At 53.6% G+C, this 14,907-nt stretch carries 11 protein-coding genes; 6 read left to right on the top strand and 5 right to left on the bottom strand.

The window, feature by feature from the left end; all coding sequences use genetic code 11:
* Positions 1-9 precede the first annotated feature (9 nt).
* Positions 10-447, bottom strand: coding sequence for a prepilin peptidase-dependent pilin (ppdD, locus tag ACLD4K_RS10070; RefSeq protein ID WP_000414989.1), 438 nt, complete (start codon positions 445-447; stop codon positions 10-12).
* 221 nt (positions 448-668) lie between these two features.
* A complete protein-coding gene (gene nadC, locus ACLD4K_RS10065) occupies positions 669-1,562 on the bottom strand; it encodes a carboxylating nicotinate-nucleotide diphosphorylase (RefSeq protein WP_411011788.1) in 894 nt (297 codons plus the stop codon).
* 87 nt (positions 1,563-1,649) lie between these two features.
* Here nadC and ampD point away from each other — a divergent pair, with 87 nt between their 5' ends.
* The gene (gene ampD / locus ACLD4K_RS10060; protein ID WP_000936326.1) at positions 1,650-2,213 is read left to right on the top strand and encodes a 1,6-anhydro-N-acetylmuramyl-L-alanine amidase AmpD; all 564 of its coding nucleotides are present in this window, start codon (positions 1,650-1,652) and stop codon (positions 2,211-2,213) included.
* Positions 2,210-3,064, top strand: a complete 855-nt coding sequence (gene ampE / locus ACLD4K_RS10055; RefSeq protein ID WP_000172039.1) for a beta-lactamase regulator AmpE — start codon at positions 2,210-2,212, stop codon at positions 3,062-3,064. The genes ampD and ampE overlap by 4 nt, the downstream gene beginning before the upstream one ends.
* Before the next feature lie 91 nt (positions 3,065-3,155).
* Here the strand turns inward: ampE and ACLD4K_RS10050 are convergent, their stop codons facing one another.
* The 3 genes from ACLD4K_RS10050 to aroP form a co-directional block, all read right to left on the bottom strand.
* Positions 3,156-4,106: a family 43 glycosylhydrolase gene (locus ACLD4K_RS10050; RefSeq protein WP_411011787.1), complete on the bottom strand. Its 951-nt coding sequence runs from the start codon at positions 4,104-4,106 to the stop codon at positions 3,156-3,158.
* Positions 4,106-5,512: a glycoside-pentoside-hexuronide (GPH):cation symporter gene (locus ACLD4K_RS10045; RefSeq protein WP_000357540.1), complete on the bottom strand. Its 1,407-nt coding sequence runs from the start codon at positions 5,510-5,512 to the stop codon at positions 4,106-4,108. The genes ACLD4K_RS10050 and ACLD4K_RS10045 overlap by 1 nt, the downstream gene beginning before the upstream one ends.
* A gap of 163 nt (positions 5,513-5,675) precedes the next feature.
* Positions 5,676-7,049 (bottom strand): aromatic amino acid transporter AroP, encoded by a 1,374-nt coding sequence (aroP, locus tag ACLD4K_RS10040; RefSeq protein WP_411011786.1) that lies wholly within the window; start codon positions 7,047-7,049, stop codon positions 5,676-5,678.
* Between the two features lie 561 nt (positions 7,050-7,610).
* On the opposite strand from aroP, the gene pdhR reads away from it, so the two are divergent.
* The 4 genes from pdhR to lpdA all read left to right on the top strand — a co-directional run bounded on the left by pdhR (position 7,611) and on the right by lpdA (position 14,878).
* Positions 7,611-8,375, top strand: a complete 765-nt coding sequence (gene pdhR, locus ACLD4K_RS10035) for a pyruvate dehydrogenase complex transcriptional repressor PdhR (RefSeq protein WP_000331771.1) — start codon at positions 7,611-7,613, stop codon at positions 8,373-8,375.
* A gap of 306 nt (positions 8,376-8,681) precedes the next feature.
* Positions 8,682-11,345 (top strand): pyruvate dehydrogenase (acetyl-transferring), homodimeric type, encoded by a 2,664-nt coding sequence (aceE, locus tag ACLD4K_RS10030; protein WP_411011785.1) that lies wholly within the window; start codon positions 8,682-8,684, stop codon positions 11,343-11,345.
* Positions 11,346-11,359: 14 nt separating this feature from the next.
* Positions 11,360-13,252: a pyruvate dehydrogenase complex dihydrolipoyllysine-residue acetyltransferase gene (gene aceF / locus ACLD4K_RS10025; RefSeq protein ID WP_411011784.1), complete on the top strand. Its 1,893-nt coding sequence runs from the start codon at positions 11,360-11,362 to the stop codon at positions 13,250-13,252.
* Positions 13,253-13,453: 201 nt separating this feature from the next.
* On the top strand, positions 13,454-14,878 hold the full coding sequence (gene lpdA / locus ACLD4K_RS10020) for a dihydrolipoyl dehydrogenase (protein ID WP_411011805.1): 1,425 nt from the start codon (positions 13,454-13,456) through the stop codon (positions 14,876-14,878).
* Positions 14,879-14,907: the final 29 nt, after the last annotated feature.

The following is a 14,907-nucleotide window of genomic DNA, read 5'->3' as shown; positions in this document are numbered from 1 at the left end:
CTTGTCTCCTTAGTTGGCGTCAAAACGGAAGACATCTTCACAAGCCTGTTGTAACGCGCTGTCGCTTTGAATATTGCAGTTACGCGTCCAGCCGGTAATGCCGTTAGCATTGTCCCAGGCGGGCGTCATGATGACGCTAAGCCCGCTCAGACTCTCCTGGCCGGTAAGCGTGATGACGCCTTTTTCCACGCTCATGCCCGAAACATAACGGGTGATGACGGGCGAGGGGATACCGTTGACGCCCGCATCGCATGTGCTCGTCCCACCATGTTCCAGAGCGCAGAGTTCGACGGCGGTACGATAGGGGACAAACGTTTGCAACATATCCGTCAGCGCCGCTTTACGCAGATAGTTCTGGTAAGCCGGAATGCCAATGGCGCTTAAAATGGCGATGATGCCAATAACGACCATCAGTTCGATAAGCGTGAAACCGCGTTGTTTTTCCATTGTTCGCTCCTTGAGTTAGCTGGCGCTACTGTGGCAAACGAGGGAAGAGCGGGCGAGCGGCAAAAGGTAAAACGGGAAGGCGGATTCTGAAGATTTTCGCTGCGTTACATGACACGGCAACGTTATTGCGAGGCGCTACGAATATTTTACCGAATCACGACGCGGATCTCCGGACAGGTGATTTATAGACCCGACGGCGCAGCGCCATCGGGCGGAGAGGATCAGCAAAAACGCATGGAGAGATCGAGCGCGCGTACGTGCTTGGTCAGCGCGCCAACGGAGATGAAATCCACCCCGGTTTCAGCAAATTCGCGTAAGGTTTCCGCGGTGACGTTGCCGGATACTTCCAGCCGCGCCTGGCCGTTGACGCGTTTCACCGCCTCGCGCATCTGGTCGGTGTTGAAATTATCCAGCATGATAATATCCGCGCCTGCTTTCAGCGCATCGTCCAGTTCATCCAGATTTTCGACCTCGACTTCTACCGGCACGTCCGGATGGAGCCAGAACGCTTTTTCCACCGCCTGACGAACCGAACCGGAGGCGATAATATGGTTTTCTTTAATCAGGAACGCGTCAGTGAGGCCCAGACGATGATTGGCGCCGCCGCCGCATAAAACTGCATATTTGAGTGCGGTGCGCAGACCCGGCAGCGTTTTACGCGTGTCGAGCAACTGGGTTTGGGTGCCAGCCAGCAGTCCAACGTAGCGGCGTACTTCACTGGCGACGCCGGAAAGGGTCTGGACAAAGTTTAGCGCCGTGCGCTCGCCAGTCAGCAATACGCGAGCTGGGCCGTTCAGTTCAAACACTGTTTGGTTGGCGTGAATGGCGTCGCCGTCATCGACATGCCAGGTGAGGCGCACATCATCGCCCGCCAGTTGGATGAAGACCTCTTCAACCCAGCGCTTGCCGCAGAAAACGCCGTCTTCACGAGTGCTCACCGTGGCATGGGCTTGCGTATCTGCCGGCAAAAGTTGCGCGGTGATATCGTTGCCAGCATCGACTTCTCCACCTAAATCTTCACGCAGCGCCTGAGCAACGGCGGCAGGGATATCGAGATTAATGCGTTCCAGTAGCGCGTCACGTCGGTCGTCTGGGTTATAACGGCGAGGCGGCATGATAAAACTCCAAATTGCTAACGAATCATAAGGTAGAAACATGCTACTCTGAAGCAGCTATAAGCACCACTCAAAAGGAGACTCTGCATGTTGCCAGATAAGGGTTGGTTGGTAGAGGCGCGACGCGTCCCTTCTCCGCATTATGATTGCCGTCCGGATGACGAAAAACCGTCCTTGCTGGTGGTGCATAATATTAGCCTGCCCCCCGGCGAGTTTGGCGGTCCGTGGATCGATGCATTATTCACCGGAACGATAGATCCAGACGCCCATCCTTTTTTTGCAGAAATCGCTCATCTTCGTGTTTCGGCCCATTGTCTGATTCGTCGCGACGGTGAAATCGTCCAGTATGTGCCTTTTGATAAGCGTGCGTGGCATGCGGGCGTATCAAACTATCAGGGGCGGGAACGTTGTAATGATTTCTCCATTGGTATTGAGCTGGAGGGGACGGATACGCTGGCTTATACCGATGCGCAGTATCAGCAGCTAGCCGCCGTGACGCGCACGCTTATCGCTTGCTATCCGGCGATCGCCGACAATATGACCGGACACTGCAACATTGCGCCTGACCGCAAAACGGACCCTGGCCCTGCCTTTGACTGGCCGCGCTTTCGCGCTTTGGTAGCCCTTTCGTCGCACAAGGAGATGACATGACGCTGTTTACGACATTACTGGTGCTGATTGTCGAGCGCCTGTTTAAGCTGGGCGAGCACTGGCAGCTCGATCATCGGCTGGAGGCGCTATTCCGTCGGATTACGCATTTTTCGATGTTGCGCACGATGGGAATGACGGCAATCGCGATGGTGGTGACTTTTCTACTGCTCCAGGCGTTAAAAGGGCTGCTATTTAACGTGCCGACGCTGGTGGTGTGGATTCTCCTGGGCGTGCTGTGTATCGGCGCGGGTAAAGTGCGAGTACATTATCACGCCTGGCTGAAAGCGGCGTCCCGTAACGATCCGCATCCTTGCGAGGCGATGGCCAGCGAGCTTACGCTGATTCACGGCGTGCCGCCGGATTGTAATGAGCGTGAATTTTTGCGTGAGCTGCAAAATGCGTTGTTATGGATAAATTTCCGTTTTTACCTCGCACCGCTATTTTGGTTTATCGTTGGCGGTCCGTGGGGGCCGGTAACGCTGGTGGGCTATGCGTTTTTACGGGCCTGGCAGACCTGGCTGGCGCGCTATCAGACGCCACACCAACGTTTGCAATCCGGCATTGACGCTATTCTTCATGTGCTGGACTGGATTCCGGTACGTCTGGCGGGCGTAGTGTATGCATTACTGGGGCATGGCGAGAAAGCGTTGCCGGCCTGGTTTGCCTCGCTGGCGGATCTGCATACTTCGCAATATCAGGTGCTCACACGTCTGGCGCAGTTCTCACTGGCGCGCGAACCGCATACTGACAAAGTAGAAACCCCCAAAGCGGCGGTGTCGATGGCGAAGAAGGCCTCGTTTGTGGTGGTGGTGATTATTGCGTTGCTCACCATTTATGGGGCATTAGTGTAGCGTTGTGCCGATGGCGCTAACGCTTATGCTGCCTACAATGGAAAAATCTGTAGGCCCGGTAAGCGTTAGCTCCACCGGGCAGTGCAACGGCTTAGATCGTATCGGCTGGCGGCACGCCAAAATCAGGCATCCCGTTTTCGTCCCAGCGCACCCGTTTCAGACGCGTATGGCGGTTGGGATCGTACAACGGATCGCCTTCAATTTCGGTGTAATTTCTCGCGTGGTACACCAGTACATCTTCACCTTCCGGCGTTTGCGTAAAGCTGTTGTGTCCCGGCCCATACTGGCGATTTGCATAGCTGGTGGTAAAGACCGGTCGCGGTGATTTATGCCAGTTGGCCGGATCGTGCGGATCGTCGTTTACGTTAATCCACAGTAACCCCATACAGTAGTTTTCATCGGTGGCGCTGGCCGAATAGCTGATAAACAGCTTGTCGCCATGCACCACGACGGCCGGACCTTCGTTAACCCAAAAACCCCGACACTCCCAGTCGTACTCTGGCTTACTGAGTCTTACCGGCTCGCCTTTAATCGTCCACGGGTTTTCCAGTTCAGCCAGATAAATATTTGAGTTACCGGCAATATCCGGCGCTTTTTGCGCCCACAGATACCACTGCTTTCCCTGGTGATAAAAAGTGGTGGCATCGAGGGCGAAGGTATCAAACGGTGTTTTAATTTGACCTTTCTCCGTCCACTTGCCGGTGAGTGGGTCGGCATCGGCGCACTCCAGGGCAAACATGCGGTGCTGGAACATTCCCAGCTTATCAAGCGCTTGAGTATGGGTAGCGGCAAAATAGATGTACCACTTACCGTTGATGCGGTGCATTTCCGGTGCCCAGATGAGCTGGCTCATCGGGCCGCTTTCCGGTTTGCGCCAGACGACAACGGGGTCGGCGGCGCGCAACCCTTCCAGCGAATCAGCCCGGCGGATTTCCAGCCTGTCATATTCCGGTACGGAGGCAATAAAGTAGTAATCGCTGCCGTCGCGTAAAATAAACGGATCGGCACGTTGTTCAATAAACGGGTTTGGCCAGTTTGCCATCAGGCTTTCCTTACGCTTTCAGCGGCGTTGAGCTCCTGCAACTCACTCAATTCGCGGTAATTAGTGCGACGTTTTTCCAAATCGTCCTGGATTTTTTTCATCAGTTCACGGTCAACTTTCAGCAGGCGTACCACGCCTGCGGTAATCAGATAGCCAACGCCGGGGATAACGGTAAACAACAGCATAATACCGTTCATCGCCGAGGCGCTTTGCGCTTTGGCGCTGGCGTCATAACCGTACCAGGAGAGCAAAAAGCCGACCATCGCCCCGGCAATCGCCAGGCCCAGTTTCAGGAAGAACAGATTACCGGAGAAGCTAATACCGGTAATGCGTTTTCCGGTTTTCCATTCGCCGTAATCATCGACGTCCGCCATCAGCGACCAGTGCAACGGGGAAGGGATCTGATGCAGAATATTGAGCAGGAAGTAGAGCGCCACTATCATCACGGTAGCTTTCGGATCAAAGAAATAGAACGCGCAGGAGAAAATCGCCAGCGCGATATTGGTCCAGAAAAATACCTTCAATTTACACCAGCGATCGGTTAAGACTTTTGCCAGCATACTGCCGATCATCATACCGACCACGCCAAGGCTAATAAAAAGCGTAGCGAAATGGGTGCTTTGTCCCATCACCCAGGTGACGTAATACATGGTCGCCGCCATACGGATAAACCCCGGGCAGACGTTACATAAGGTCAATAGCAGAATGCGTACCCACTGATCGTTTTTCCACACGTCTTTGAAATCATTCTTCATATCATCGTGCGTCGGAACGGCAGGGCGAACGCGTTCGCGGACGCTGGCAAAGCAGAACAGAAACATACCCATGCCGATAATCGCCAGCACGGTCATCGCCAACTGATAGCCTTTGGCTTTGTCGCCGCCGCCAAACCAGTCCACCATCGGCAATAGCGTTAACGATAGCAACAGCGTCGCGATGCCGACTAACACGAAGCGATAAGCCTGACAGGCCACGCGCTCTTTTGGATCGTTGGTGATCACGCCGCCCAGTGAGCAATAGGGAATATTGATGGCGGTGTAGGTCACGGAAAGCAGAAAATAGGTGACGAAAGCATAGACAACTTTGCTGTTATAGCCCCAGTCCGGCGTCGTGAACATCAGCACGCTGAACAGCGCGTAGGGAAATGCAATCCACAGTAGCCAGGGGCGGAAACGACCATATTTACTTTGGGTACGATCGGCAAGCGCGCCCATCACCGGATCGGTAACGGCATCGATAACGCGTACTGAAAGGAGTAAAACACCGACTAACGCCGGGGCAAGACCAAAAATATCCGTATAAAAATAATTAACAAACAGCATGATAGCGCCAAAAATAATGTTACATCCGGCGTCGCCCATGCCATACCCGATTTTCTCTCTTACCGAAAGTCTGCCCTTATCCATTGAGACTTCTCCCCATCAGATGATGGCGGTAATTATTCGCCTGCGAGCTTTTTTTTGCGTAGCAGGATCACGCCGCTGATATGGATAAAATGGTTATACGTGGGAAACTGTGAGGCAGATAACACCCTCCCCGGACGGGGAGGGCGGAAAAGTAACGTCACGATCAGTGGGCTTTCACCGTTTTTGCCGTTTTTTCTTTACACAGGTAGCCTACGCCCAGGATGAGCAGCCATACCGGAATCAGCCACACGGAGATCGCCATACCTGGCGTCATCAGCATAATGATCAATACCGCCGCCATAAACAGCAGGCAGAGAACGTTGCCGAATGGATAAAACAGGGCCGGGAAGCGGGTTTTCACGCCCTGCTGCTGTTTCGCGCGACGGAACATCATATGGGCAAGGCTAATCATCGCCCAGTTAATGACCAGCGCGGAGACCACCAGCGCCATCAGCAGTCCGAATGCGGACTCTGGGGCCAGGTAGTTGAGCAGCACGCACAACGCAGTCACGACGGCGGAAACCAAAATGGAGCTCACCGGCACGCCGCGTTTGTCGACGTTCAGCAGCGCTTTCGGCGCATTTCCCTGCTGGGCCAGACCGAACAGCATACGGCTGTTGCAGTAAACGCAGCTGTTATAAACCGATAGCGCGGCGGTGAGAACCACGATATTCAGCGCATTGGCGACAAACGTATCGCCCAGTTCATGGAAGATAAGGACAAACGGGCTGGTATCGGCGGTGACGCGAGTCCATGGCAGCAGCGAAAGCAGGACCGCCAGCGAGCCGATATAAAAAATCAGGATGCGATAGATAACCTGATTGGTAGCTTTGGGGATGCTCTGTTCCGGGTTATCGGCTTCAGCGGCGGTGATCCCGACCAGCTCCAGTCCGCCGAACGAAAACATAATAATGGCCATCATCATCACCAGCCCGGTCCAGCCATGCGGCAGAAAGCCGCCCTGTTCCCACAGGTTGCGCACAGTGGCTTGCGGACCAGCGGTATCGCTGAAGAGTAACCACGCGCCGAACAGAATCATAGCGATGACGGCGATCACTTTAATAATGGCGAACCAAAACTCCATCTCACCGAACACTTTAACGTTGGTCAGGTTAATGGCGTTGATAACGACAAAGAAAAGCGCCGCCGAGGCCCAGGTAGGGATTTCCGGCCACCAGAATTGAATATATTTACCCACTGCGGTCAGTTCCGCCATGGCAACCAATACGTACAGCACCCAGTAGTTCCAGCCGGAAGCGAATCCGGCAAAGCCGCCCCAGTATTTATAGGCGAAGTGGCTAAAAGAGCCGGCGACCGGTTCTTCAACCACCATCTCCCCCAGTTGGCGCATAATCAGAAAGGCAATAAAGCCTGCAACCGCATAGCCCAGGATAATTCCTGGCCCCGCCGACTGAATAACGGAGGCGCTTCCCAGGAACAAGCCTGTCCCTATCGCGCCGCCCAATGCGATAAGCTGAATATGGCGGTTTTTCAGGCCGCGCTTGAGCTGCTCGCCGTGCTGCTGACTGTCCATCATAAAACCTCGTGTATCGGGCGCGGTTTATTCATAACGCGCTTATTTGAACGATGCAGTAGTGCGTGTGTAAGTTTGCAATTCCGCTTTTTGTATTGATTTATTTACAGATTTGTTTTTTTAAATGTCACTTCAACTCTTTCGTCTTGATCAGAATAATGGTATGTGGCCGCGAATGCACCTGCTTTGTGCAGGGGTGATGACGAGTTGCGTAAAAAGAAAGCACTTGTAAATACCTCCTTTTATTTTCCCTTACAGATGTTAATTTGTTTTTATTCATTATTTATGCATAAAAGTGTATTTAATCTGCTGTTGAATCGGTTCAGATGAGATTTTTTATCGTTTCAAATACGTTAAATCTACCTCCTGATGGGTAAATTTAACATTTGTGCATAGTTACAGTTTTGAAACATGATTTCTGTAAAATTGTTAAAATGTGCCTCCTTTACTGATTTCAATCAAAACCTGTATGGACAGAAGGTGAATACTTTGTTACTTTAGCGTCACAGACATGAAATTGGTAAGACCAATTGACTCCGGGCAAATGGCTTAAGACAGGAAATCATGGCCTACAGCAAAATCCGCCAACCAAAACTCTCCGATGTGATCGAGCAGCAGCTGGAGTTTTTAATCCTTGAGGGAACATTGCGTCCCGGAGAAAAACTCCCACCGGAACGTGAACTGGCAAAACAGTTCGACGTCTCCCGTCCCTCCTTGCGTGAGGCGATTCAACGTCTCGAAGCGAAGGGATTGTTGCTTCGTCGTCAGGGCGGCGGAACCTTCGTGCAGAGCAGCCTGTGGCAGAGCTTTAGCGACCCGCTGGTGGAACTGCTCTCCGATCACCCTGAATCCCAGTTTGACCTGCTCGAAACGCGCCATGCGCTGGAAGGCATTGCGGCTTATTACGCGGCGCTGCGCAGCACCGACGAAGATAAAGACCGTATTCGTGAGCTGCACCACGCCATTGAGCTGGCGCAAGAGTCCGGCGATCTGGATGCCGAGTCCGAAGCCGTGCTCCAGTATCAAATCGCCGTCACCGAAGCGGCGCACAACGTGGTATTGCTTCATCTGCTAAGGTGTATGGAGCCGATGCTGGCGCAAAACGTGCGGCAGAACTTCGAATTGCTGTATGCGCGTCGGGAGATGCTGCCGCTGGTGAGTACGCATCGCACCCGTATATTTGAAGCCATTATGGCCGGAAAACCAGAAGAAGCGCGTGAAGCGTCACACCGCCATCTGGCGTTTATCGAAGAGATTATGTTGGACAGAAGCCGTGAGGAGAGCCGTCGTGAACGCGCTTTACGCCGTCTGGAACAGCGCAAGAATTAGTTTTTTCTGGCAGAACGTTAACCAGAAGATGTTGTGAATAAAGCGCAAAAATGTGCGCGGCAACTAAATGCCAGGCCCATAAGGCTATTTTATTTGCCATTTTGGTCCTGGGCAGTGCTCACAATCCTCACATACTACGTGTACGTTCCGGTTGTTCCGCGCTGTCCGTGACCAAACTGGCTGCAACAATTACACCTTATGGGCCAGGCAATAAACGCAGAACCTGTCTTATTAAGCTTTCTGACGAAAGTTTAATGGGACAGGTTCCAGATAACTCAACGTATTAGATAGATAAGGAATACCCCCATGTCAGAACGTTTCCCAAATGACGTGGATCCGATCGAAACTCGCGACTGGCTACAGGCGATCGAATCGGTCATCCGTGAAGAAGGTGTTGAGCGCGCTCAGTATCTGATTGACCAACTGCTTTCTGAAGCTCGCAAAGGCGGCGTGAAAGTCGCGGCAGGCGCAGGGGCCAGTAATTACATCAACACTATTGCCGTTGAAGACGAACCGGAATACCCGGGCAATCTGGAGCTGGAACGTCGCATTCGTTCTGCTATCCGCTGGAACGCCATCATGACCGTGCTGCGCGCGTCTAAAAAAGACCTTGAGTTGGGCGGCCACATGGCGTCCTTCCAGTCTTCCGCCACGATCTATGATGTCTGTTTCAACCATTTCTTCCGTGCGTGCAACGAACAGGATGGCGGCGACCTGGTATACTTCCAGGGCCACATCTCTCCGGGCATCTACGCTCGCGCGTTCCTGGAAGGTCGTCTGACCCAGGAACAGATGGATAACTTCCGTCAGGAAGTGCATGGCAATGGCCTCTCTTCCTATCCGCACCCGAAACTGATGCCGGAATTCTGGCAGTTCCCGACCGTCTCTATGGGTCTGGGCCCAATCGGTGCTATCTACCAGGCGAAATTCCTGAAATATCTGGAACACCGCGGCCTGAAAGATACCTCTAAACAGACCGTTTACGCCTTCCTCGGCGACGGCGAGATGGATGAGCCGGAATCCAAAGGCGCGATCACCATCGCCACCCGTGAAAAACTGGACAACCTGGTCTTTGTTATCAACTGTAACCTGCAGCGTCTTGACGGCCCGGTCACCGGTAACGGCAAGATTGTTAACGAACTGGAAGGCATCTTTGCAGGTGCTGGCTGGAACGTTATCAAAGTCATGTGGGGCGGTCGTTGGGATGAGCTGCTGCGTAAAGACACCAGCGGTAAACTGATCCAGCTGATGAACGAAACCGTTGACGGCGACTACCAGACCTTCAAATCCAAAGACGGCGCTTACGTGCGTGAGCACTTCTTCGGTAAATACCCGGAAACCGCAGCCCTGGTGGCCGACTGGACCGATGAGCAGATTTGGGCGCTGAACCGCGGTGGTCACGATCCGAAGAAAGTCTATGCTGCACTGAAAAAAGCGCAGGAAACCAAAGGCAAAGCGACCGTAATCCTGGCCCATACCATTAAAGGTTACGGCATGGGTGACACCGCGGAAGGTAAAAACATCGCTCACCAGGTTAAGAAAATGAACATGGACGGCGTGCGTTACGTCCGCGATCGTTTCAACGTGCCGGTTGCCGATGCTGATCTCGAAAAACTGCCGTACATTACCTTCCCGGAAGGTTCTGAAGAACACAAATACCTGCATGAACGCCGTCAGGCGCTGCATGGCTATCTGCCAAGCCGTCAGCCGAACTTCACCGAGAAGTTAGAGCTGCCGACCCTGGAAGATTTCGGCGCGCTGCTGGAAGAGCAAAGCAAAGAGATTTCCACTACGATCGCTTTCGTGCGTGCCCTGAACGTGATGCTGAAGAACAAGTCGATCAAAGATCGCCTGGTACCGATCATCGCCGACGAAGCGCGTACTTTCGGTATGGAAGGTCTGTTCCGTCAGATTGGTATCTACAGCCCGAACGGCCAGCAGTACACCCCGCAGGACCGTGAGCAGGTTGCTTACTACAAAGAAGACGAGAAAGGCCAGATTCTGCAGGAAGGGATCAACGAGCTGGGCGCAGGCGCATCCTGGCTGGCTGCGGCGACCTCTTACAGCACCAACGATCTGCCGATGATCCCGTTCTATATCTACTACTCCATGTTCGGGTTCCAGCGTATCGGCGACCTGTGCTGGCAGGCTGGCGACCAGCAGGCTCGCGGCTTCCTGATCGGCGGGACTTCCGGTCGTACTACGCTGAACGGCGAAGGTCTGCAGCACGAAGATGGTCACAGCCACATTCAGTCGCTGACTATCCCGAACTGTATCTCTTACGACCCGGCTTACGCTTACGAAGTGGCTGTCATCATGCATGATGGTCTGGAGCGTATGTACGGTGAGAAACAAGAGAACGTTTACTACTACATCACCACGCTGAACGAAAACTACCACATGCCGGCAATGCCAGCAGGTGCCGAGGAAGGTATCCGTAAAGGTATCTACAAACTCGAAACCCTCGAAGGTAGCAAAGGTAAAGTTCAGCTGCTGGGCTCCGGTTCTATCCTGCGTCACGTGCGTGAAGCGGCACAGATTCTGGCGAAAGACTACGGCGTAGGTTCTGACGTGTACAGCGTAACCTCCTTCACCGAACTGGCGCGTGATGGTCAGGATTGTGAGCGCTGGAACATGCTGCACCCGCTGGAAACCCCGCGCGTACCGTACATCGCTCAGGTGATGAACGACGCTCCGGCTGTGGCATCTACTGACTATATGAAACTGTTCGCCGAGCAGGTTCGTACTTATGTACCGGCTGATGATTACCGCGTACTGGGTACCGACGGCTTTGGCCGCTCTGACAGCCGTGAAAACCTGCGTCACCACTTCGAAGTTGATGCTTCCTACGTGGTGGTAGCGGCACTGGGCGAACTGGCTAAACGTGGCGAAATCGACAAGAAAGTGGTAGCGGATGCGATTACCAAATTCAACATCGATGCAGATAAAGTTAACCCGCGTCTGGCGTAAGAGGTAAAAGAATAATGGCTATCGAAATCAAAGTACCGGACATCGGGGCAGATGAAGTTGAAATCACCGAGATTCTGGTCAAAGTGGGCGACAAAGTGGAAGCTGAACAGTCGCTGATCACCGTAGAAGGCGACAAAGCCTCTATGGAAGTCCCGTCTCCGCAGGCTGGCGTCGTGAAAGAGATCAAAGTCTCTGTCGGCGACAAAACCGAGACCGGTGCACTTATCATGATTTTCGATTCCGCCGAAGGTGTAGCTGACGCTGCACCTGCTAAGGCAGAAGAGAAGAAAGAAGCGGCTCCGGCAGCAGCACCTGCTGCGGCAGCGGCGAAAGACGTTCACGTTCCGGATATCGGCAGTGACGAAGTTGAAGTGACTGAAGTGATGGTGAAAGTGGGCGACACGGTTGAAGCTGAACAGTCGCTGATCACCGTAGAAGGCGACAAGGCCTCTATGGAAGTGCCGGCGCCGTTCGCGGGTACCGTGAAAGAGATCAAAGTGAACACCGGCGACAAAGTGTCTACCGGCTCTCTGATTATGGTCTTCGAAGTGGCGGGTGAAGCAGGCGCAGCAGCACCAGCGAAAGCGGAAGCCGCTCCGGCTGCGGCTGCTCCAGCAGCAGCGACGGGCGCGAAAGACGTTAACGTACCGGATATCGGCGGCGACGAAGTTGAAGTCACCGAAGTGATGGTCAAAGTCGGCGATAAAGTAGACGCTGAACAGTCGCTGATCACCGTGGAAGGCGACAAAGCCTCCATGGAAGTGCCTGCGCCGTTCGCGGGCACCGTGAAAGAAATCAAAATCAGCACCGGCGATAAAGTGAAAACCGGTTCTCTGATTATGGTCTTCGAAGTCGAAGGCGCAGCGCCTGCGGCCGCTTCGGCTAAACAGGAAGCGGCGGCACCGACTCCGGCGGCGAAAGCTGAGAAGCCTGCTGCCCCGGCTGCCAAAGCGGAAGGTAAATCTGAGTTCGCTGAAAACGACGCGTACGTTCACGCTACCCCGCTGATTCGTCGCCTGGCGCGCGAATTCGGTGTGAACCTGGCGAAAGTGAAAGGCACCGGTCGTAAAGGTCGTATCCTGCGTGAAGACGTTCAGGCTTACGTGAAAGACGCTATCAAGCGTGCTGAAGCGGCTCCGGCTGCAGCAGCAGGTGGTGGTATCCCGGGTATGCTGCCCTGGCCGAAAGTGGACTTCAGCAAGTTTGGTGAAATCGAAGAAGTGGAACTGGGCCGTATCCAGAAAATCTCTGGTGCGAACCTGAGCCGTAACTGGGTGATGATCCCGCACGTTACGCACTTCGACAAAACCGATATCACCGATCTGGAAGCGTTCCGTAAACAGCAGAACGCCGAAGCTGAGAAGCGCAAACTGGATGTGAAATACACGCCGGTGGTCTTCATCATGAAAGCGGTTGCCGCTGCTCTGGAACAAATGCCGCGCTTCAACAGCTCTCTGTCCGAAGACGGTCAGCGTCTGACCCTGAAAAAATACATCAACATCGGCGTGGCGGTTGATACCCCGAATGGCCTGGTGGTTCCGGTCTTTAAAGACGTGAATAAGAAGAGCGTGACCGAGCTGTCTCGCGAACTGACCACCATCTCCAAAAAAGCGCGTGATGGTAAGCTGACCGCTGGCGAAATGCAGGGTGGTTGCTTCACTATCTCCAGCATCGGCGGCCTGGGAACTACCCACTTCGCACCGATTGTTAACGCGCCGGAAGTGGCTATCCTCGGCGTTTCTAAGTCGGCGATGGAACCGGTGTGGAATGGGAAAGAGTTTGTGCCGCGTCTGATGATGCCTATCTCTCTTTCCTTCGACCACCGTGTGATCGATGGTGCTGATGGGGCGCGTTTCATTACCATTATCAACAATATGTTGTCTGACATTCGCCGTCTGGTGATGTAAGCGAAAAAGCCGGCCCGACGGCCGGTTTTTTTTTGATAATCTCATGTGTTTTGTGAGGTTATTAGCGAAAGCGATAATTCGTGATCCGTTTGTTGTTTCAAAATTGTTAACAATTTTGTAAGATACGGGCGGATAGAACGACCCGGTGGATGATGGGCGATCAAGTACCCCGGACCGCCGGATACAAATAAAGAGGTCATGATGAGTACTGAAATCAAAACTCAGGTCGTGGTACTTGGGGCGGGCCCGGCAGGCTATTCTGCCGCTTTCCGTTGCGCTGATTTAGGTCTGGAAACCGTAATTGTAGAACGCTACAGCACTCTTGGCGGTGTTTGTCTGAACGTCGGCTGTATCCCTTCTAAAGCGCTGCTGCACGTAGCAAAAGTTATCGAAGAAGCCAAAGCGCTGGCTGAACACGGTATCGTTTTCGGTGAGCCGAAAACCGATATCGACAAGATTCGTACCTGGAAAGAGAAAGTGATCACGCAGCTGACCGGCGGTCTGGCGGGTATGGCCAAAGGCCGTAAAGTGAAAGTGGTCAACGGTCTGGGTAAATTCACCGGGGCGAACACCCTGGAAGTTGAAGGCGAAAACGGCAAAACCGTGATCAACTTCGACAACGCGATCATCGCGGCAGGTTCTCGTCCGATCCAATTACCGTTTATTCCGCATGAAGACCCGCGCGTATGGGATTCTACCGACGCTCTGGAACTGAAAGAAGTGCCGAAGCGTATGCTGGTCATGGGCGGCGGTATCATCGGTCTGGAAATGGGCACCGTATACCACGCGCTGGGTTCAGAGATTGACGTGGTTGAAATGTTCGACCAGGTTATCCCGGCGGCTGATAAAGACATCGTTAAAGTCTTCACCAAGCGCATCGGCAAGAAATTCAACCTGATGCTGGAAACCAAAGTGACTGCCGTTGAAGCGAAAGAAGACGGTATCTACGTTTCGATGGAAGGCAAAAAAGCCCCGGCTGAAGCGCAGCGTTATGATGCGGTTCTGGTGGCGATTGGTCGTGTGCCGAACGGTAAAAACCTCGACGCAGGCAAAGCTGGCGTGGAAGTTGACGACCGTGGCTTTATCCGCGTCGACAAACAGCTGCGCACCAACGTGCCGCACATCTTTGCTATCGGCGATATCGTCGGTCAGCCGATGCTGGCGCACAAAGGCGTTCACGAAGGTCACGTTGCCGCTGAAGTTATCGCCGGGAAGAAACACTACTTCGATCCGAAAGTTATCCCGTCTATCGCGTACACCGAGCCAGAAGTGGCATGGGTTGGCCTGACCGAGAAAGAAGCGAAAGAAAAAGGCATCAGCTATGAAACCGCCACCTTCCCGTGGGCAGCTTCTGGCCGCGCTATCGCTTCTGACTGCGCAGACGGTATGACCAAACTGATTTTCGACAAAGAATCTCACCGCGTGATCGGCGGGGCGATTGTCGGCACCAACGGCGGCGAGCTGCTGGGTGAAATCGGTCTGGCGATCGAAATGGGCTGTGACGCGGAAGACATCGCGCTGACCATTCATGCGCACCCGACTTTGCATGAGTCCGTGGGCCTGGCGGCGGAAATTTTCGAAGGTAGCATTACTGACCTGCCGAACCCGAAAGCGAAGAAGAAATAATCTTCTGTAGGTGGCAATGCGCTACCCGG

The sequence above is a fragment of the Salmonella sp. 741265055_HSA genome (assembly GCF_046569525.1).
Taxonomy (GTDB): Bacteria; Pseudomonadota; Gammaproteobacteria; order Enterobacterales; family Enterobacteriaceae; genus Salmonella; species Salmonella enterica.
The sequence above is the reverse complement of the archived record's forward strand: the minus strand, read 5'-3'. Positions and strand labels throughout refer to the sequence as shown.